This is a genomic window from Coprococcus sp. AF21-14LB, from assembly GCF_003458885.1.
GTDB lineage: Bacteria > Bacillota > Clostridia > Lachnospirales > Lachnospiraceae > UBA9414.
The window spans coordinates 1-21,166 of the sequence record NZ_QRVX01000011.1 but is presented as its reverse complement, the minus strand read 5'-3'; the positions used below and the strand labels follow the sequence as shown (position 1 = coordinate 21,166).

Annotated in this window: 18 protein-coding genes and 2 pseudogenes; 1 reads left to right on the top strand and 19 read right to left on the bottom strand. The window is 41.7% G+C overall.

The features are described from left to right. From rsxE to DWX73_RS04255, 14 genes are all read right to left on the bottom strand, one after another. The gene (gene rsxE / locus DWX73_RS04320) at window positions 1-705 is read right to left on the bottom strand and encodes an electron transport complex subunit RsxE (protein WP_118347203.1); all 705 of its coding nucleotides are present in this window, start codon (window positions 703-705) and stop codon (window positions 1-3) included. Further along, window positions 698-1,318, bottom strand: coding sequence for an RnfABCDGE type electron transport complex subunit G (locus tag DWX73_RS04315; protein ID WP_118347201.1), 621 nt, complete (start codon window positions 1,316-1,318; stop codon window positions 698-700). The genes rsxE and DWX73_RS04315 overlap by 8 nt, the downstream gene beginning before the upstream one ends. Then, entirely contained in the window at window positions 1,318-2,256 is a 939-nt protein-coding gene (locus DWX73_RS04310) for an RnfABCDGE type electron transport complex subunit D (protein WP_118347198.1), read from the bottom strand. The genes DWX73_RS04315 and DWX73_RS04310 overlap by 1 nt, the downstream gene beginning before the upstream one ends. A gap of 23 nt (window positions 2,257-2,279) precedes the next feature. Then, a complete protein-coding gene (gene rsxC, locus DWX73_RS04305) occupies window positions 2,280-3,596 on the bottom strand; it encodes an electron transport complex subunit RsxC (RefSeq protein WP_118347196.1) in 1,317 nt (438 codons plus the stop codon). A 187-nt stretch (window positions 3,597-3,783) separates the two neighbouring features. Continuing rightward, window positions 3,784-4,869, bottom strand: a complete 1,086-nt coding sequence (gene rpsA / locus DWX73_RS04300; RefSeq protein WP_118347194.1) for a 30S ribosomal protein S1 — start codon at window positions 4,867-4,869, stop codon at window positions 3,784-3,786. Further along, a complete protein-coding gene (gene ispH / locus DWX73_RS04295; RefSeq protein ID WP_118347192.1) occupies window positions 4,850-5,704 on the bottom strand; it encodes a 4-hydroxy-3-methylbut-2-enyl diphosphate reductase in 855 nt (284 codons plus the stop codon). The genes rpsA and ispH overlap by 20 nt, the downstream gene beginning before the upstream one ends. Continuing rightward, window positions 5,695-6,351 (bottom strand): (d)CMP kinase, encoded by a 657-nt coding sequence (gene cmk / locus DWX73_RS04290; protein ID WP_118347190.1) that lies wholly within the window; start codon window positions 6,349-6,351, stop codon window positions 5,695-5,697. The genes ispH and cmk overlap by 10 nt, the downstream gene beginning before the upstream one ends. Before the next feature lie 18 nt (window positions 6,352-6,369). Further along, entirely contained in the window at window positions 6,370-7,614 is a 1,245-nt protein-coding gene (locus DWX73_RS04285) for an NAD(P)/FAD-dependent oxidoreductase (RefSeq protein ID WP_118347188.1), read from the bottom strand. Further along, window positions 7,604-8,518: a MurR/RpiR family transcriptional regulator gene (locus DWX73_RS04280; protein WP_118347186.1), complete on the bottom strand. Its 915-nt coding sequence runs from the start codon at window positions 8,516-8,518 to the stop codon at window positions 7,604-7,606. The genes DWX73_RS04285 and DWX73_RS04280 overlap by 11 nt, the downstream gene beginning before the upstream one ends. A gap of 111 nt (window positions 8,519-8,629) precedes the next feature. Continuing rightward, window positions 8,630-10,042: an oxaloacetate decarboxylase subunit alpha gene (locus tag DWX73_RS04275; RefSeq protein WP_118347184.1), complete on the bottom strand. Its 1,413-nt coding sequence runs from the start codon at window positions 10,040-10,042 to the stop codon at window positions 8,630-8,632. Between the two features lie 41 nt (window positions 10,043-10,083). Then, on the bottom strand, window positions 10,084-11,232 hold the full coding sequence (locus DWX73_RS04270; protein ID WP_118347182.1) for a sodium ion-translocating decarboxylase subunit beta: 1,149 nt from the start codon (window positions 11,230-11,232) through the stop codon (window positions 10,084-10,086). Between the two features lie 39 nt (window positions 11,233-11,271). Beyond that, window positions 11,272-11,640, bottom strand: a complete 369-nt coding sequence (locus DWX73_RS04265) for a biotin/lipoyl-containing protein (RefSeq protein WP_118347180.1) — start codon at window positions 11,638-11,640, stop codon at window positions 11,272-11,274. A 21-nt stretch (window positions 11,641-11,661) separates the two neighbouring features. Beyond that, entirely contained in the window at window positions 11,662-12,432 is a 771-nt protein-coding gene (locus DWX73_RS04260; protein ID WP_118347178.1) for an OadG family transporter subunit, read from the bottom strand. 14 nt (window positions 12,433-12,446) lie between these two features. Beyond that, on the bottom strand, window positions 12,447-13,883 hold the full coding sequence (locus tag DWX73_RS04255) for an acyl-CoA carboxylase subunit beta (protein ID WP_118347176.1): 1,437 nt from the start codon (window positions 13,881-13,883) through the stop codon (window positions 12,447-12,449). A gap of 273 nt (window positions 13,884-14,156) precedes the next feature. Between DWX73_RS04255 and DWX73_RS04250 the strand changes: the two are divergent. Continuing rightward, window positions 14,157-15,943 (top strand): annotated as a pseudogene (locus DWX73_RS04250) (aminopeptidase P family protein). Window positions 15,944-16,008: 65 nt separating this feature from the next. Here the strand turns inward: DWX73_RS04250 and DWX73_RS04245 are convergent. The 5 genes and pseudogenes from DWX73_RS04245 to DWX73_RS13515 form a co-directional block, all read right to left on the bottom strand. Continuing rightward, a complete protein-coding gene (locus DWX73_RS04245; protein WP_118347174.1) occupies window positions 16,009-17,997 on the bottom strand; it encodes a 2-isopropylmalate synthase in 1,989 nt (662 codons plus the stop codon). 134 nt (window positions 17,998-18,131) lie between these two features. Then, complete coding sequence (locus tag DWX73_RS04240; RefSeq protein WP_118347172.1) at window positions 18,132-19,361, bottom strand: D-alanyl-D-alanine carboxypeptidase family protein; 1,230 nt, start codon at window positions 19,359-19,361, stop codon at window positions 18,132-18,134. 94 nt (window positions 19,362-19,455) lie between these two features. Beyond that, the gene (gene scpB / locus DWX73_RS04235; protein ID WP_118347170.1) at window positions 19,456-20,025 is read right to left on the bottom strand and encodes an SMC-Scp complex subunit ScpB; all 570 of its coding nucleotides are present in this window, start codon (window positions 20,023-20,025) and stop codon (window positions 19,456-19,458) included. Between the two features lie 4 nt (window positions 20,026-20,029). Further along, entirely contained in the window at window positions 20,030-20,785 is a 756-nt protein-coding gene (locus tag DWX73_RS04230) for a segregation and condensation protein A (RefSeq protein WP_118347167.1), read from the bottom strand. A gap of 141 nt (window positions 20,786-20,926) precedes the next feature. Then, window positions 20,927-21,166, bottom strand: a pseudogene (locus DWX73_RS13515) (hypothetical protein); the annotation flags it as partial.

Sequence of the window (21,166 nt, the reverse complement as noted above, 5' to 3'; positions counted from 1 at the left end):
CTACTCCTTTTCCTGACCTGTCGGGAAGATATTACCTGTACATCCTTTGCAGGAAGCACATCCTCCCTCCGGACATCCGCCTTCTGATGGTGCTGCTGCCTTGTTTTTCTTAGCCGCATTGGCTTTTACTTTATTCTGTACTGCCACAAGTCCTGCAAGTACAAGAAATGCTCCCGGCGCTAAAATAAAGATTGTAACCGGCTCATAAGCAGACGGCATTACCTGAAATCCAAAAATCTGACCGGCTCCAATAAGTTCACGGACAATACCGATCGCTGTCAGCCCCACTGTAAAACCAAGCCCCATTCCGATTCCGTCAAAAATAGATGGAAGTACCGGGTTTTTTGAAGCATAACTCTCTGCACGTCCCAGAATAATGCAGTTTACAACGATCAACGGAATATAGAGCCCGAGAGAAGCATATAAACTTGGCACAAATCCCTGCAGAAGAAACTGCACAATCGTTACAAATGATGCAACAACAACGATAAATGCCGGCATTCTGACAGAATCCGGAATAATTTTCCGTAACATGGAGATCAGCATATTCGATAATACAAGTACTACTGTTGTAGAAAGACCCATTCCCACTCCATTGACTGCGGATGTTGTTACCGCAAGTGTCGGACACATACCGAGCATCAGGACAAACGTAGGATTTTCTTTTACGAGACCATTCCATAGTCTCTCTGTACATTTATTCATTGACACTGCCTCCTAACACATTTTGATAATAGGCTAATGCTGCATTTACTCCACCGGTAACAGCTTTCGATGTAATCGTTGCACCACTGATCGCATCGATTTCAGAATCTGATGCTGCGCCATTTTTTGTTACTTCAAACTGAGCAGCCTGTTTTCCTGAAAACTGTTCGTAAAACTCCGGTTCCTGCGCATTCATACCAAGACCTGCAGTTTCGCTGATTGACAGAATTGAAATTCCATTCAAAGTTCCATCGGACAGAATTCCGACAGAAATCTGAATATTTCCACCATATCCTTCTTTATCTGTCACCGTCACTACATATCCGATTTCTTCGCTTCCGCTAAGTGCTTTTGCTGCTTCATCAATAACAGCATTTACAGCTGCTCCGCCAATCGTCGCCTGTTCAACAGCTGCTGCAGCTTCATTTACATCAACTGTCATTGGCTCAAATGCATCTGCCTCCGGAAGTACCTGACGATAGGCTTCCTGTTTCGCTGCTTCCTGAGAGGCAGCAATCGGTTCTTTCGTTACTTCATATACGATCCCAAGCAGCAAACCGGATACAAGTGTGATCGCTGTCAGAATCAACGTATTTTTCATAATCTTATTCATTATTTCTCTCCTCCTTTACCAAATGGTTTTGGAAGAGTTACCTTCTCAATCAACGGTACAAGCATATTGCTGATAATGATCGCATAAGATACACCTTCTGCAGAACCGCCGAAGAGACGGAACAATCCTGTCAGGATACCAAGCAGCATGCCATATACAATTTGCCCTCTCTTTGTAATCGGTGAAGTTACATAATCCGTTGCCATGAACCATGCACCGAGCATCAGACCGCCGCCGCACAGATGTGCTGTAATAAACTGCGGATCAAATCCATGTCCGCCAAAAATACTGATAAAGATCACAAATGTAGCAATATATGTACCAGGGATGCGAAGATCGATGATGCCAAGAAGCAGGAGGAAGATCGCACCAATCATAATTGCAATAACAGAAGTCTCACCAATCGTTCCCGGAATCGTTCCAAGAAGCATTTTGAATGTATTGACTCCTTCAAGACTTCCGTCAGATCGCATCTGTGCCAAAGGTGTTGCTGATGTCACACCATCATACATAAATGTTGTCATTCTTCCAGTAAAAGAAATCAAAAGGAAACACCTTGCACCAAGCGCAGGGTTCATGAAATTCTGTCCTAATCCTCCAAACAGCTGTTTTACAACAAGAATTGCAAAAACACTTCCAAGCGCTCCCATCCAGAGCGGCGCTGTCGGCGGAAGGTTCAGTGCCAGCAAAAGCCCTGTTACAACTGCACTGAAATCATTGATAGTTATTTTCTTATGCATCAGCTTTTCATAAACATATTCTGTCAAAACTGCTGCTGCTGTCGTCACGATAATATTCCACAATGCCGGAAGTCCAAAATTAAATACGCCAAATGCTGCTGCCGGCAACAATGCAATTGTTACCATAAGCATAATATTGCTTGTCGTAATTTTATCCCGGACATGCGGAGATGATGAAAGATGATATTGTTCACTCACGCCCGTATTCCTACCCTTTCTCTCTATTTCTTTTTATGCGATAAAGCGATTTTTCTCATGGATCCGATTGCCTGCTTTAAATGACGTTTTGCCGGACAAACATAGCTGCAGGAACCGCACTCTACACATTCCAGCCCTTCCCATTTTACGAAAGAAGACTCATCCATCCGCTCTGCAAAATCTGCAAGTCTTGACGGAATAATCCGACTCGGACACGCATCTACACATCGTCCGCAGTTAATGCAGGCCGTTGCTTCCTGTTTTGCAACTTCATCTTCTGTAAATCCGAGAATTGCAGAAGATGTCTTAGTCACAGGCGTATCTGTCGTAAACATAGCAAATCCCATCATTGGTCCGCCGGAAATAATTTTTTCCGGTTCCCCTTTGAATCCTCCTGCCGCTTCAATCAATTCATTTTGATTCATTCCGAGTGGAACAAGGAAATTGCCAGGTTCATTTACAGCATCTCCACTTACTGTTACTACTCGTTCCATTAATGGTTTTCCGGTAATGATTGCCCGATGAATGCTGATCAATGTCTCCACATTATCTACTACACAGCCTGCATCTGCCGGCAGCATGCTTGAATTGATCGCTCTGCCTGTAGAGGCATAAATCAATTGACGCTCTGCACCCTGCGGATACTTTGTCTGAAGTGCTACTACTTTGATTCGCGGTTCATTCTGAACAAGCTCTTCTAACCGTTGGATACAGTCTGATTTATTATCTTCTATCGCCAAAATTCCTGTAGCATTATCAAATAGCTGAAGAACAACCTTCAGACCGCTGATAAGCTCATCCGGATTTTCCAGCATTCTGCGATAGTCCGCCGTAATATACGGTTCACACTCTGCACAGTTTGCAATAATATAATCTATCTTTTCAGGTTCTTTCGGAGACAGTTTTACCCTTGTCGGGAAACCTGCACCCCCCATTCCAACGATCCCCGCATCTGCAATGATATTAAGAATTTCTTCTTTTGTCATGTAGATCAGCGGTTTTCGCTCTTCATAGGTTACTTCTTCATACTGTTCATCATTTTCGATCACAATACTGTTTACCTTTGCACCTGTCGGATTATATCTCGGCTCAATTGCTTTTACCGTACCGGAAACAGATGCGTAAATCGGTGATGATACAAATCCACTGCTTTCAGCAATCTTTTGCCCTTTCAACACTCTATCACCAACAGAAACGATTGCCTGTGCAGGCGCACCTATATGCTGTGAAAGAGGGTATACAAGAGTCCCTTTCGGTTTCAATACCTGAATGGCTTTGTCTTTGGCGAGACTTTTGCCATCATTCGGATGAACACCACCTTTAAATGTTACAAGCTTCATACCCCATTATCCTTTCTCTTTAAGTCTTATCCTTCTCTATTATAGGCAAAAGCAATATAAAAATCCAGTTTTCCACGCAAAAAATATTGTACATTTTAACATACAAAAAAGCCATGAAATTGATATTTTTTCGTCAATATATAAAAAGGACTGTACACTTCTGTACAGTCCTTCGCATTATTCAGTCTTATTCTTCTTCTGCTGTTTCTTCAGATGTTGTCTCTGGTTCTAATGCTTTCATGCTTAAGCTGATTTTTTTCTCTTCTTCGTTCAGGTCTACTACTTTTGCTGTAATCTCCTGACCAATGCTCAGCACATCTGCCGGTTTTTCAACATGTGCTCTTGAAATCTGAGATACATGAAGTAATGCATCTACACCCGGAGCAAGTTCTACGAATGCACCAAAATCTGTCATTCTTGCAACTTTTCCTGTTACAACGCTTCCAACAGCATATGCTTCAGCTGCATTTGCCCACGGATTTGTCTCTGGGAATTTTAAAGATAAAGCAACTTTTGTATCGTTAATATCTTTTACAAGAACTTTCACAGTATCGCCTACCTGGAATACTTTTTTCGGGTTCTCTACTCTGCCCCAGGACATTTCAGAAATATGAAGTAAACCGTCTACTCCGCCGAGGTCAATGAATGCACCAAAATCTGTTACATTCTTAACAGTTCCTTCTACTGTATCACCAACCTGAAGTTTTGCAAATAATTCTTTCTGAAGTTCTGCTTTCTTAGCAACAAGAAGCTGTCTTCTGTCTCCGATAATACGGTTTCTTCTTGGGTTGAATTCGCTGATAACAAATTCAATTTCCTGTCCCTGATATTTTCCTAAGTCTTTCTCATATGTGTCAGACACAAGACTTGCCGGAATAAATACTCTTGCTTCATCAACAACAACACTTAAGCCGCCGCCTAAAATCTGAGTTACAGTTGCTTTCAGAACTTCTTTGTTCTCAAATGCTTCACGCAGTCTCTCGTTGCCTTTTTCAGCTGCCAATCTCTTATATGTTAAGAGCACCTGACCTTCTCCGTCATTGACTTTCAGAACTTTCACTGTCATCGGATCTCCAACAGATACAAGCGTTGTAAGATCTACACCGGTTTCGTTTGTATATTCACTGCGTGTAATGATACCGTCTGCTTTATATCCGATGTTCAGGATAATCTCATCCGGTTTTACATCGATAACTGTACCGTCTACTACCTCTCCGTTATGTATTGTTTTAAATGACTCTTCTAACATTTGTTCAAAAGTTAAATCTGACATTATTTTGAACCTCCTCAATTATTTTATTGGGCGTCGATGCCCCAGCTGTAATACCTACTGTTTCCGAGGACCCTAATTGATTCAAATCCAAATCGTCAAGTGTCTGAATATAGTACGTATTGTTACATGCTTTTTTTGATATTTCAAATAGCTTTTGGGTATTCGAGCTGTGCTTATCGCCAATGACAAGCATGGCATCAACTTCCCCGGCAATGCAAAGCGCCTCATCCTGACGTTCCTTCGTAGCACTGCAAATCGTATTTAAAACACTTATATGATACCCCATTTTTTCTATAATTTCAACTAATTCTTTAAATTTATTGTAATTAAATGTCGTCTGTGATACAATACACAGCTCCTGATCGAATGAAGTCTGAAATCTGCAGGCATCTTCTTTTGATCCGATCACTGTCACTTTTGTTTCGGACCACCCTTTGATTCCTTCCACTTCCGGATGTTTTTCATTCCCAATAATAATAATTTCTTTGCCTTTCGCGCTTTCTTCTGCAACGATTCTGTGAATTTTTTTAACAAAAGGACAGGTAGCATCCACACAGACAATCTGATTTTCTTCCAAAAGATCATAAATATGTTTTGCTACACCGTGGGAACGGATCACAACAATCCCGTCTTTCAATGAGGCCAGCTCTTCTTCTGATTCGATTACTTCTACCCCTTTTTGCCGGAGATCATTCACAACAATCTCATTATGAATAATCGGACCATAAGTGTAAATCTTTTTCCCCTGATTTGTTTCTGCCTGCTCATAAACAGTCTCTACAGCCCGCTTTACACCAAAACAAAACCCTGCTGTTTTTGCTACTTTTATCTGCATAATGCTTTAATCGCCTCCACTACTTCCTCAATTGTCATATCAGAAGAATCTATGAAAACCGCGTCTTCTGCCTGGCAAAGCGGAGATACCTGGCGGTTCATATCCTGATAATCCCGCTGTTCAATATCCTGCGCTACTTTCTCATAATCGCAGTCCTCGCCCTTCTCTAAAAGTTCCCGGTAGCGTCTTTTTGCTCTTGTTTCCACGCTGGCCGTCAAATATATTTTCACATCGGCATCCGGTAAGATCCTTGTTCCGATATCACGTCCGTCCATGACCACATCCTCAGTTCTGGCAAGCTCTCTCTGCAGCGACAGCAGATGCTCACGCACTTCAGCGACAGCAGAGCTTTTAGAGGCCATATTTCCTACCATCTCTTCTCTAAGCCGGTCTGTAACATTCTGTCCGTTTAGATATACCTGCTGCATTCCATCTTCATAGGCAATCTTAATTTCTGCACCTGTACAGGCTTTGGCAATCGAATTACTATCTTCCGGGGCGATTCCGAGTTTTAAAAAATACAGCGCCATCGCCCGATACATTGCTCCGGTATCTACATAAATAAATCCTTTTTCTTTCGCAACTTTTTTTGCTATTGTACTTTTACCGGCACCAGCCGGTCCATCTATTGCAATATTATATCCCATCTAAACTCTGCCTCCGTATTATTCTTCTGCGATTCCGGCGTTCATCCCCGCTGCATAAGCTGTTGACCATGCAATCTGAAGATTAAATCCGCCTGTCAGCGCATCCAGATCCAAAACTTCTCCCGCAAAATAAACGCCCGGTACAATCTTGGACTCCATTGTCGCCGGATTGATTTCTTTTACGTTTACACCGCCTTTTGTAATAATTGCTTCATTATAATCCCGCAAGCCGGTCAATGTTGCCGGAAATGCTTTCATCAGTTTTACAAATCTCTGGCGCTCTTCCTTTGAAATTTCATTTACTTTTTTATCCGGATCAATTCCACTAAGTGAAATCATTACCGGAATCAATTTTGCCGGAAAGAGCTTGTGGACTGCATTTTTAAACTGTTTATTCCGATTCTCCTCAAAATCCCGGAGCACCCTCTGATCAAGCTGTTCTTCCGAAAGTGCAGGTTTGAGATCAATCTGAAGTTCCAATGATTGTTTTAAAAGCCTTTTCCCTACGATACTGCTGGCACTTAACATCAGCGGTCCGCTTACTCCATAATGAGTGAACAGCATTTCTCCAAAATCACTGTACAGAACTTTTTTGCCATTCAAAATCTTTACTGCTACATTGCGAAGCGACAATCCCTGAAGCTCATGCGTATAGACTTCCTCCGTCTCCATTGGAACAAGTGCCGGCATCAGCTCTGTTACCTTATGGCCCAGTTCCGCTGCAAACTGGTATCCATCTCCACGAGATCCTGTTGTCTGATAAGAAAATCCACCGGTTGTAATAATACAGGCATCTCCATGTATTTTTTCTCCCTTTTCAAGTATAACCGCGTCAAATCTTCCTTCTTTTGTAAGAATTTCTTTCACTTTTGTGTTCAGATGTATTTGCACTCCCTGAGTTTTCATCTCTTTTTGCAGCACCTGGATCACATCAGAAGAATGATCTGACACCGGAAAAACTCTGTCTCCGCGCTCAATTTTTGTCTTCAGCCCGATTTCTTCAAAGAAGCGAATGGTGTCCTCATTCGTATATCCATAAAAACTGCTGTACAAAAACTTAGCGTTGGATACAACCGACCGGAAAAGTACTTCCATATCGGCAGCATTCGTCAGATTACAGCGTCCTTTTCCTGTAATAAATAGTTTTTTCCCAAGCTTTTCGTTCTGTTCATATAAATGTACTTCCCGACCATTTCTTGCAGCAAAGATAGCCGCAAACATTCCAGCAGCTCCTCCGCCTATTATCAGCACTTTATTCTTCATATCCTAATTCCATCCTGTCATCTACCTGATTCAGTTCATCACCGCTGTATACCTGATATTCATCCCAGATTTCTTCCAGCGTCTCCAACGTCTTTACAACTTCCTTTTGTTTCTTCATGCACAATGCTACAACAAGCGCATTGATCACACTAAGCGGCGCCACAAGCGAATCTACAATGGAAGCCATATCGCTTCTTGCAATCAGATTACAGGAAGAATAAATAGTCATTGGCGAGTGCACACTGTCTGTCAGTGTGATCACCTTTGCTTTTCTATTGCTGGCAAATTCTAACGCCTTTAGTGTACGCATCGAATACCGCGGAAAACTAATACCGATTACGACATCTTCCTCACCAATCCGTATCATCTGTTCAAAGATCTCGCTGGAGCTGTTGGTATGAACCAGTGTAATATGGTCAAAGATCAGATTCAGGTAATAACTCAAGAAGTTAGCCAACGGCGCACAGCTGCGAATCCCGATAATATAAATCTTCCTCGCCTTTACAATCGTATCCACCGCTTCTTCAAAAGCTTTCTGATCCAGACTTCCTATCGTCATCTTAATCTTCTCAATATCCGACTGCAACACAGACTCCAGAATCTCTGACTGACTGATACGCCCATAAGTTACTTCCATACGCTGAATGGAATTCAGTTTATGTCTTACAAGCTCTTCCAGCGCTCTTTGAAAACCCGGATATCCTTTATAACCAAGCTGAGTTGCAAAGCGCACAACCGTAGACTCACTTACTCCTACAACTTTTCCAAGTCTGGCTGCAGTCAGAAATACCGCCTTATCGTAATTCTGAACAATATAGTCTGCAAGCCGTTTCTGCCCTTTGCTCAGTTCTTTGTACTGTTCTTCTATTCTCCGCAATAATTCATTCTTATTGTTACTGCTCATATTCTGACTCTTCCTTTTTTCTAAAATACCTCTTCTATATTAAATGTTTTTCAGAAAAAAAACAAGGAAGAAAACCAGAATCTCTGATTTTCTCCCCGATTATTTATTTCCTTATACCGGATAAGCACCGTTCTCTGTATCGGCAACTGTCTGATCTACTTTTGTCTGCTGAGCTTCCCGATATTTAAAATAGTCTGTTGCCACCTGCGGGAATAATGCATAAGACAATACGTCCTCATCCTGCTGTGACCACTGTGCCATTTCTCCTCGCAGTGTGTCAAGTTCATCCGGAATCAGATCTGCCGGACGACATGTAATGACTTCTGCATCTCCAATACATTTCTTCTGTACTTCTTCGTTAAATGGCTTAACTGTTTTTCCGTATTTTCCGCTTAAAATATCTTTCGTTTCTTTTGTTGCCATTTTGTAACGTTCGCCCATCAATACGTTAAATACAGCCTGTGTACCGACAATCTGTGAAGATGGTGTTACAAGCGGCGGTTCTCCGAGATCTTTTCGCACTCTTGGAACCTCTTCTAACACTTCATAATACTTATCTTCTGCACCCTGCTCTTTTAACTGTGATGTCAGGTTAGAAAGCATTCCGCCCGGAACCTGATACAGAAGTGTTTTAATATTAACTCCCAGATTCTTTGGATTGAGAAGTCCGGATTCCAGAGCTTCGTCGCGGATCGGACGGAAATAGTCTGCAATTTCTGCAAGCAATTTCTGATCCAATCCTGTATCGTACGGCGTTCCCTTAAATGTCTCTACCATAACTTCTGTCGCCGGCTGAGACGTTCCCATTGCAAACGGTGAGATTGCAGTATCGATCACATCAACTCCGGCTTCTACTGCCTTCAAATAAGTCATAGACGCAACGCCTGATGTGTAATGTGTATGAAGCTGAATCGGAAGTGTTGTTGCTTCTTTCATCGCCTGTACCAGTTCTGTTGCTTTATACGGCACAAGAAGTCCTGCCATATCTTTAATACAGATTGATGTAGCTCCCATATCTTCAATTCTTTTCGCAATATCGATCCAGTATTCCAGTGTATAAGCATCTCCCAGTGTATAAGAAAGCGCAACCTGTGCATCTGCTTTTTCTGACACTGCTGCTGTTACCGCTGTCTGAAGGTTGCGAAGGTCATTCAGACAATCAAAAATACGAATAATATCAATTCCATTTGCAACAGATTTCTTCACGAAATATTCTACTACATCATCAGCATACGGGCGATATCCGAGAATATTCTGCCCACGGAACAGCATCTGAAGTTTTGTGTTTTTAAATCCGGCACGGAATTTACGAAGTCTGTCCCACGGATCTTCTTTCAAAAATCTGAGAGAAGCGTCAAATGTGGCTCCGCCCCAACATTCGACAGAATGATATCCGACCTGATCCATTTTATCAATGATCGGAAGCATCTGTTCTGTTGTCATACGTGTCGCAATCAAAGACTGATGTGCATCACGCAGAATTGTTTCAGTTATTTTAATTGGTTTTTTTACCATTTCTGCCATTGTGTGTTCCTCCTATTTCCTGGACAATTATGCCCTGTCTCCTATACCCCGAAAATCGCCATAAAAGTTCCGGCGGCAACCGCTGTTCCGATTACGCCGGCTACATTCGGTCCCATTGCATGCATCAGCAGGAAGTTCGTCGGATCAGCTTCTGCACCAACTTTCTGTGATACACGCGCTGCCATCGGTACTGCAGATACTCCGGCAGAACCAATCAGCGGATTGACTTTTCCGTGAGTTGCATAACACATAATCTTACCAAAAATAACACCGGATGCCGTTCCGAATGCAAATGCAATCAAACCAAGCGCTACAATTTTTAATGTAGTCCAGTTCAGGAATGCTTCTGCACTTGTTGTAGCGCCAACAGACGTTCCAAGTAAAATAACAACAATATACATCATTGCATTTGAGGCAGTCTCTGTCAGCTGCCTTACAACGCCACATTCTTTAAACAGGTTTCCGAGCATCAGCATACCAACAAGCGGAGCCGTTGTCGGAAGAATCAGGCAGACAACGATTGTAACGATGATCGGGAACAGAATTCTTTCCAGTTTTGATACCGGACGAAGCTGTTCCATTTTAATCTTTCGCTCTTTTTCTGTTGTCAGAAGCTTCATGATCGGCGGCTGAATAATCGGCACAAGCGACATATAAGAATACGCTGCCACAGCAATCGGTCCCAGAAGTCCTGTCTGCTGCAGTTTGCTTGCAAGGAAAATAGATGTTGGTCCGTCAGCACCACCAATGATAGAGATGGCAGCTGCTGCTTTATCTGAGAATCCCATTGCCATAGCGCCAAGATATGCTGCGAAAATACCAAACTGTGCAGCAGCTCCAAGAAGGAAGCTGGCCGGATTTGCAATCAGAGGACCGAAATCAGTCATAGCCCCGACTCCCATGAAAATCAGGGATGGAAGAATTGCCCATTCATCCAGTTTGAAGAAATAATATAATAATCCACCTGTTCCGTTCGCTGCATCTTCAGCATGGAGCATAATATCCGGATAGATATTAACAAGCAGCATACCAAATGCGATCGGAATCAGAAGTAACGGTTCGAACCCATGCTTTATCGCCAGATACAGGAAACCGCATGCAACTGCAATCATCAAAAAGTTTCCCCATGTCAGATTGAAGAAGGCAGTCTGATGAACGAGGTTTCCCAGGGTCGTTGTAATATATTCCATGTTTAAACCTCCTGTAACATCCGAAGATGAGCTAATTGTTTAGTTTAATGTAGCAAGAACTGCTCCTGATTCAATTGCATCACCGACAGCTACATTAATGCTTGCAACTGTTCCATCTTCCGGTGCTACAACCGGGATTTCCATTTTCATTGCTTCAATGACAACAACCGTATCTCCGCTTTTCACTGTCTGACCAACAGATGCCTCAATCTTAAATACTTTTCCTGCCGCACCTGCTTTTACTTCTACACTTCCTGCTGCCGGTTTCGCTGCTGCTTTTGCCGGTGCTGCTTTTGGTGCTGCAACAGGTGCTGCCACTGGTCTTGCAGCCGGTGCAGTGCCATTAGCCACTTCTTCTACTGTAACATCATATACATTTCCATTTACTGTAATTGTATAGCTTTTCATATTGATTTCCTCCTAAAACGCCTATGCATTCCATTTTCCTGGTTTTCTTCTTTTTTTAATCGATCTTACAACAAATCCATCTGAGGATGTTCCCTCTGCTGCAGCAATTGCTGCAGTAATCACAGCCACAAGTTCCAGATCATCTGTTTCATCTGCGATCTCAGTTTCCTCAACAACAACCGGCGCTGCTTCTGACGGCTCTTCTTTTTTCTTTCCGGAAAATTTCTCCGCAATTACCGGAATATATTTCATAAGAGAAATCAGCCATGCCATAAAGATTAACATAACAAATACAGTTCCCATTCCAAGCACTGTATTCAATCCTGCCTTTGTCAGGATCTCTCCTGTTGTATATTCTGCACTCACGGTAAGAGATTCCAACTTTGACTCTTCATCAAAAGCAAACTCCATGACTGCATCACGGTTCTCAAAAGATGCATTTGCTTTCAAAATTGCTCCGTCACTTTTCACTTCCATAGAATAGTCGCCATGATCAGCATATGTTCCACATTCTTTAATGGCAGCCTGCCAGGCATCCATTGCCGCAAGAAATGCATCGCTTTCTAATGGAACCCCTGTGTTCATCAGAGTATAATTCAATGCATATTCAGATGTACTGTGAAACGCCTCGAACTGTTCTTCCGTCATCTGTGAGAAATTCGAAATCAAAAAGTCTGATACCTGTGCCAATGCTTCCTGATTATACTCTGCAGTTTCTTTCTGTCCGGAACATGCTGAAAGGCCGAGTACAAATACAAGCATACAGACAAGAATACTTAATTTCTTTTTCAATTTGGTTCACCTCACTATACTGTTCCGTGTTTTTTTACCGGACGGTCTTCCCTTTTCGTAAATAACATCTCAAATGCACCGATCAGATATTTTCTTGTATCTGCCGGTTCAATGATTGTATCTACATAGCCTCTTCTGGCGGCAGCAGCCGGACTTGTCTGAAGCGCTTCATACTCTTTTGCCTTTTTTGCAATCACTTCCGCAGCTTCATCCGCATACATAATCTTTGCTGCCAGTTTTGCATCCATCATACCGATTTCTGCTTTCGGCCATGCATAAACCATATCTGCACCAATCGATTTACTGTTCATTGCAACATAAGCGCTTCCGTAAGCCTTTCCTGTTACAACAGTTACTTTCGGAACAGTTGCATTTGCAAACGCATATGTGAGGCGTCCTGTCTCTCTTGCAATATTATTTTCAGAACACTTACATGCCTTAAATCCGTTTACATTTACAAATGTCACAACCGGAAGATTGAAAGCGTCACAGAAATTCACAAAGTCTGCCGCTTTTCTGCAGCCACGGGCAGATAATGCACAATCAAATGTCTCTGCGGCGTTTCCTTCTTCATCATAACGTGTTGTACGGTTTGCCACTGCACCAACAGTCATTCCATTTAAACGGATCAGCCCTATTACCATATCTTTTGCAAAGTTTCTCTTTGCTTCAAAGAAAATCCCATTATCAGAAATCATTGAAAGCATAATTGCCGGATCTTCAACTGCATTTTCCAATTCTTCGCAGCGTCTGTTTAAATCATCCAGACATTCATCATAAGAATCATTGTCCTCGTTATTTCCAGGAATCATGCAGATCAGTTCGCGGATGTTCTCAATAATCTCTTCCTCAGTTCCAACAAAATCGACAAGACCTGTCTCTTTCTCCTGATAAGAAGCAGATGCCGTATCACATTTTGCTTCTGTATTTCCCGGAATTGCATTTGGTGAGTTCACAAACAAACGTCCTTTTTCTTCGATAAAAGTAAAATCTGTCAATGCCGGAACAACTGCAAGTCCTCCTCCGCATGTACCAAACACAGCAGTAATCTGCGGAATCACACCAGAAGCCATTGCCTGTTTCAAATATAATTCTCCAAATCCGTTAAGTGCATCTGTCGCTTCCTGCAGCCGCAGTCCTGCACAGTCCACAAAACCTACTACCGGTGCCCCCATCTTCATTGCCATATCATAAATATGTGCGATTTTTTTTGCATGCATTTCACCGATGGAACCATTCATCACTTCTGCATCCTGGCTGTAAACATAAACCAGATTTCCATCGATCACTCCATATCCGGTAATAACGCCGTCAGCCGGAGTATCCTTTGCCTGTACGTTGAAATCTGTTGTTCTGGCAGTGATCTCTCTACCGATTTCAACAAAACTTCCTTCATCGAGCAATGCTGTGATTCGCTTGCCTGCGAAGTTTTCTGCTGTTCTGTTATTCATAGCCCAGTCCTCCATTTTCCTATTTCCAAATTCTTTTCAAATTCTGCCGAGTATCATTATACGGTGTTTTTCCTTAAAGTGCAATTGTTTTTGTTATTTTTTTGTCATTTTCACTTTTTCCAGCCGTAAATGAATTTAGAAATTACAGCTCCCCATTTTCTTCTGAAAATTTCTAAAAATTTTTCTTTCGAAAAATCAGATTTACTATATCTCTTTTTTTTAGACTGTGGTACAATATCATTTGTAATATGTTTTATACAGGAGGAAACGAAAATGAACGTAACAGAACGAATTGAGAAATTACGGACATTGATGAAAAGCAAGAATATCGATGCATATGTAATTCCTTCTTCAGACAATCACCAGAGCGAATATGTCGGTGAGTATTTCATGGCAAGAAAATTCATTTCCGGCTTCACAGGTTCTGCCGGAACTGCTGTCATTGCCAAAGACGAAGCAGGACTTTGGACAGACGGAAGATATTTCATCCAGGCCGAAAAACAACTGGAGGGAAGCGGAATCGACCTTTACCGCATGGGACAGCCGGATGTGCCGACGATCCAGGAATATCTTGTGAACTATCTTCCAGAGAATGGAAAACTGGCATTTAATGGACAGGTCATCTCCACAACTCAGGGAAACAACTGGAAAAAAGCATTGGCTGCCAAAAATGTAACTGTCGAATACGATATGGATCTGATCGATGAAGTCTGGGAAGACCGCCCTGCAATGGCAGAAGAACCGGTATTTATCCTGGAAGAAAAATACAGCGGCGAAAGTACCGCTTCCAAACTCGCAAGAATCCGTGAAGTGATGAAAGAAAAGAACGCCAACATCCATGTATTGGCTTCTCTTGATGACATTGCATGGCTGATTAACATGCGCGGAAATGACGTTGCATATTCTCCGCTCATCCTTGCTTATGCAATCATTTACGAAGACCGCATGCAGTTATTTATCTCTGAAAAGAAATTAAACGACGAAGCAAAAGCGCTCCTTGCAAAAGATAATATTGAAATTCTTCCTTACAACGCAATCTACGAAACAGTCAAAGGCTTCTCGAAAGAAGACTGTGTACTTTTCGATCCGGACCGCGTGAACTATGCACTTTCTTCCAACATTCCGGAAGATACTGCAACTGTAGAAGCAACAAACCCGGAAATTCTTTTCAAAGCGTTAAAGAACGAAGTGGAACTTGAAAATATACGCCGCGCACATATCAAAGATGGTGTCGCTGTCACAAAATACATGCACTGGGTAAAAACCCATGTTGCATCTGAGAAGATCACGGAATCTTCTGCTGCTGAAAAATTAGATGAGTTCCGCAAGGAACAAGACGGCTACCTCTGGCAGAGTTTCTCTCCGATCTGTGCATACAAAGAGCATGCAGCAATGATGCACTACTCTTCTACACCGGAAACAGACGTACAGCTTCAGCCAGCACATTTCTTCCTGAATGATACAGGCGGAAACTACTATGAAGGTTCTACAGATATCACAAGAACATTTGTACTTGGACCGATCAGTGATGAATTAAAACGCGACTTTACTGCTGTCGCACGCGGTATGATCGGACTTTCCATGGCAAAATTCCTTTACGGATGTACCGGAATCAATCTTGACATCTATGCAAGACAGCCAATGTGGGAAATGGGAATCGATTATCGCTGCGGAACAGGACACGGTGTCGGCTATCTCCTGAACATCCACGAGGTCCTGCCGGATTCCGTTCACAGGGGCGTGCCGGAGAAAGTGAAAAACTTACAGAAGGTATGGTTCTTACAAATGAACCTGGTATCTACACAGAAGGCTCTCACGGCATCCGTACTGAAAATGAAATGGTTGTACGCAAAGGCGAAAAGAACGAATACGGACAGTTCATGTATTTCGAGACGATCACATTTGCGCCAATCGACCTTGACGGTATCAATCCTGATCTCATGTCTCCTCGTGAGAAAGAATGGCTCAACAGTTACCATGCTGAAGTTTACGAGAAACTCTCTCCGTATATGACAGAAGAAGAAAACGAATGGCTGCGCCAGTACACACGCGCAATTTAATATTTAATATAAGTAAAAAGCAGGCGGGAATTTTCTCCCGCCTGTTTTTTACGTGCCTCTTCTGATTATCCATGATTCCGGAACTGAATCGGCGTCATATTATACGCTTTTTTAAAGAGCCTGTTGAAATGCTCTACATTCTGATATCCCACCGCTTCTGCGATGCTCTCAACGGTCATGGTGCTGCTCTTTAACAATGTCCTTGCCTTTTTCATACGCACACGTTTTACGATCTCGCCGAACGTACTTCCGGCTTTTTCTTTAATATATTTGGAAAGATACGGCTTAGAAAGATAGAATTTCTCCGACAGACTTTCCAGTGTCACATCCAGATAATTTTCCTGAATAAAATTCATAATTGCTATCATACGCTCATCTTTATATCCATCAGAATTTTTAATCTGATCGATCTTATTAACAGCAACAGTCAGCGCCTCTATCGATGCGCTGATAATATCTGCATCGATTCCGGTTCCCCAATAATGCTTTCCATTACAGATGACACCCACATAGGCAACTGCCTTCGAGGAAGAGCCTTTTGTGAGTGAATGTTCCTCATAGAAAGACAGCTCATAGCTGACGCCAAAATACTGTTTGATCGCATTGCTAATGGCATCCAGTCGTCCATTTCCGCTTCCCGTAACTGTATGTTTACTCGTTCCATGCACAATGACTGCATCTGCAAGGATTCCATTTTCTCTGCGGAAATGGGATTCCTCAATATAAAATACCCCTTTTGCATTAATATAATGATCTTCAAAAATATGATAAATCCATTCCGGCGTTAATTCTTTGTGCGCCTTATCTGAAACATCTTTTACAAGATATCCCACTTCTTCTTTCATTTTTTCCGGAAGAGAAATGCCATAATTCTGCTTCAGAATATAGCTAACGCCGCCTTTGCCGGACTGACTGTTAATCCGAATCACATCGGACTCATACCGTCGCCCTACATCATGTGGATCGATCGGGAGATATGGTACTGTCCATTTATCTGTATGACCTTCTTCACGCCACTTCATGCCTTTCGCAATGGCATCCTGATGGGAACCTGAAAACGCAGTAAATACAAGTTCTCCCGCATACGGCTGGCGCATCCCAACCTTCATTCTTGTAAGACGCTCATACGCTTCTACAATGCGAGGCATTCTGGAAAAATCAAGCCCGGGATCAATCCCATGAGAAAAAAGATTCATAGCAAGCGTGATAATATCTACATTTCCAGTCCGCTCGCCATTTCCAAACAGCGTCCCTTCCACACGGTCAGCCCCTGCCAATACGCCAAGTTCTGCTGTAGCAACACCGCATCCTCTGTCATTATGAGGATGAAGACTCAGCACCACATGTTCCCGATATGCTAAATATTTTGTAAAATATTCTACCTGGCAGGCAAATACATGCGGCATAGCATTTTCTACCGTTGTTGGAATATTAATGATAACCGGTTTTTCTTTTGTTGGCTTCCAGATATCAAGCACTGCATTACACACTTCCAACGCATAATCCATTTCCGTTCCCGAAAAACTTTCCGGACTGTATTCAAATGTGAAATTTCCATCCGTTTCATCTGCCAATGTTTGAAGCAGTTTAGCGCCTTCTACAGCAATTTGCTTAATCTCCTCCCGATTTTTCCGAAAGACCTGTTCGCGCTGCGCTACAGAAGTCGAATTATATAAATGCACTACCGCATGCGGCGCCCCCTCTAACGCTTCAAATGTCTTACGGATAATATGTTCTCTTGCCTGTGTCAGCACCTGAATCGTCACATCTTCCGGAATCATCTTGCGTTCAATTAATGCACGCAAAAATGTATATTCCGTCTCTGAAGCGGCCGGAAATCCTACCTCAATCTCTTTAAATCCAATTTCGACAAGAAGCTCAAAAAATTCCAATTTTTCTTCCAAGCTCATCGGTTCGATCAAAGCCTGATTGCCATCTCTTAAGTCTACGCTGCACCATACCGGAGGTTTTTCTAAATACTCTTTTCTGACCCAATCATAACTTACTTCTGGCGGCATGAAATACATCCGTTCATATTTTTCAAAATTTCTCATAAAAATCGTCCTCACTTCTAATTTCTCATCAAGTATAATTCATCAAGTCAATTGTCTTTTCTTATTCTATGACAAAATTTATCAACTTTAAAGTGTTGTTTTTATCATCTTCTTGACCTTTATTATCTTGTTGTCTAATTATATTGGATCAAATATATTTTTATCACTTTTTTCAATACCCACCAGAAATTTCTTCTGTCAATTTGCTCCTTTGCCAAAACCGGAGTCTGATAAACAATTTTTCCATTCAAAGTATATAACACTGTTCCGATCAGCTCTCCCTTACATACAGGCGCTTTTTGCCGTTCATTCATTTTTACCTTCACATATATTTTCTCATCATCTTTTAACAACATCCGAAAGGACGGCTTTTCTGCCGTACCCTGTAAAAATATTTTAGAAAACAACTCTGAGTTCTCTTTACATCCCTCTTCTACTTCCACTGTTGGAATTTTCGGAATGGCTTTTATCTCACGATACCGATAATGCCCAAATCCATAACGCAGTAAAGACTTTGTATCCTGCCATTTCCAGCTCTTATGCCCTGGCCAGCCACATCCTAAAAGTGCTACAATTAATGTACGGTCATCTCTTTTCACTGCCCCTACATAGCAATATCCCGCTTCAGAGGTAAATCCGGTCTTCCCTGTCAAAGCCCCTTCTTCCATCTGTAAAAGCGCATTATGATTGACGCAGGAAAAACTTCTTGTTTTTTCTATATTCTGAAATGTTTTCTCCTGTGTACCGGTAATTTCCAGAAAAATTTCCCGCTTCTCAGAGTCCTTAATACAGTACCGCATGATTTTTGCCAGTTCTTCTGCCGTTGCAGAGTGCTTTCCTTCTTCATCCGATGCATCCAATCCGTTCGGTGTAATGAAATGACTGTTTCTACAGCCGATTTCTCTCGCCTTTTCGTTCATTTGTACCGCAAATTCCTCTGTAGAACCTGCAATCGCTTCTGCTACTGCCACTGCAGAATCATTATGGGATTCCAGCATCAATGAATAGAGCAGATCTTTCAGAAAGAATTTCTCTCCCTCCTGCATACCAAGATGCACTTTCGGTTGTCTTGCCGCATTTTTAGAAACCGTAACAATCTGTTCCAAATCTCCTTTTTCTAAAGCCAGAATGCATGTGAGAATCTTTGTCGTACTTGCCATAGCCCGCTTCTCATAACCATTTTTTTCAAACAGAACACGTCCGCTGGCCCCATCCATTAACACAGCCGACTGCGCATGCAGATTTTGAAGTTCTTCCGGTACTGTCTGTGCTGCGTCCGCCCCACCGCCAGACAAAATCCATATTTGCAGACCGAGCAACAGTCCAATGATCCACGAAATACTTTTCCAATATATTTTTTTCATAGCGCCCTCCTAATACCCGGATAATTTCCTGCATATATAGTTATCTATGAATTTCTCAGACGAATTATTCCGCAAACAAAAAGATGAAACTGCACTATACATCCAGTTTCATCTCTGCTTCTTCCTCTGCTTCTGTTTTCATTTCTTCCACCTGTTCCGGATTCAGATTTGGCAGCTCCTCTAGCGATGCAACACCAAATCTTCTCAAAAATTCTTCTGTTGTTCCAAACAGATGCGGATGTCCCGGCGCATCCAGTCGTCCCACTTCACAGATCAGGTTATATTCAATTAATTTATTAATCGCGTGGTCTGATTTCACACCACGGATTTTTTCAATCTCCAGCTTTGTTACCGGCTGTTTATATGCCACAATAGAAAGCGTTTCCAACTGAACATCTGTCAGCACACATTTCTTCGGCTGTTTTGCGATCCGGATTAAATAGTCATATAAATCCGTCTTCGTGCACATCTGGAAAGAATCTTCCAACTCAATAATGTGAATCCCTCTATTTTCCTTTTCATAATAGTCCATCATATGCCGCAGAATCATTCTCGTTTCATCCGGCGTCTGCCCGATTGCCGCAGCAATCTTATCAAGAGCAACCGAATCCCCCATTGCAAATAGAATTGCTTCCACCGCACTCTCTAATTTTGTGAGTTTCATTTTTCTATCCTTTTCTATATATCTGAGATGTAATGATAATATCTGCAAAAGTTCCATCCTGTTCAATTAGAATCGTTCCCATCTTCATCAATTCCAAAATCGCTAAAAATGTAACAATTACATGCATCTTTGAACGCTGACGGCTTAACAGTTCTCGAAAACTAAAACATCTATGGAATCTTGCATACTGTTCTACATATACAAGTTTGTCTGAAAGCGTCACTTCTTCCCGTTCAATTTTTCCAAACTTACTTCGAATCGGATCCATTTTATCTTCTTTGCGCCGCATAATTTCTGTAAAAATTGCATTTAATTTTGCCAGTGTCAATCCTTCCAGAAGTTTATCCAAATCAATCGGCTCCTGATATTCCTGTACCTCATCCGGAATTGTAGGACCTTTAAACATTAATCTCTCACTGTCCAGCTGTCGATCTTTTAATTCATAGGACATATATTTATACATCTTGTACTGCAGCAGCTGCTCCACAAGTTCCTGTCTCGGATCTTCCTCTTCGCCTTCCTCATTTACTTCTTTCGGCAAAAGCATACGACATTTAATGTCCAAAAGTGTTGCTGCCATCAAAAGAAATTCGCTCATCACATTTAAGTCTTGTTCCTGCATTGCTCGTATATATTCCATATACTGATTCGTAATTTCTACAATCGGAATATCATAAATATCTACCTTATTTTTATCAATTAAATGCATTAGGAGATCCAAAGGACCTTCAAATACATCCAGCTTTACTGGTATTGCCATATGACGTCTTCCCTTTTCTTTTCATATTCCAACTTATGATTATACATCATCAACAACAATTCCACAAGTTTTAGTTTTCCTGCTACCAGGGCAACCGCATAAAATATCCATTTAGAGAACTATTTCCCTAGATGGATATTTTTAAATATTTTCTACAATTTTCTCAAAAATCAATTCCTGCACATATTCTAAATGATATGTATATAACATACTCATCTTTTTATAGGTCATTTTTTTCTTCTTGTCAAATCGTTTATCCAATTTCATAAGATTATAACAGATCTTTCGGATCAGTGACAGATTTTGCATCGCTTTTTCTGCTTTGATTTTACATGCATCCTCTCGAAAATGAACATCCAACACCCAATGAAGATTGTTTTC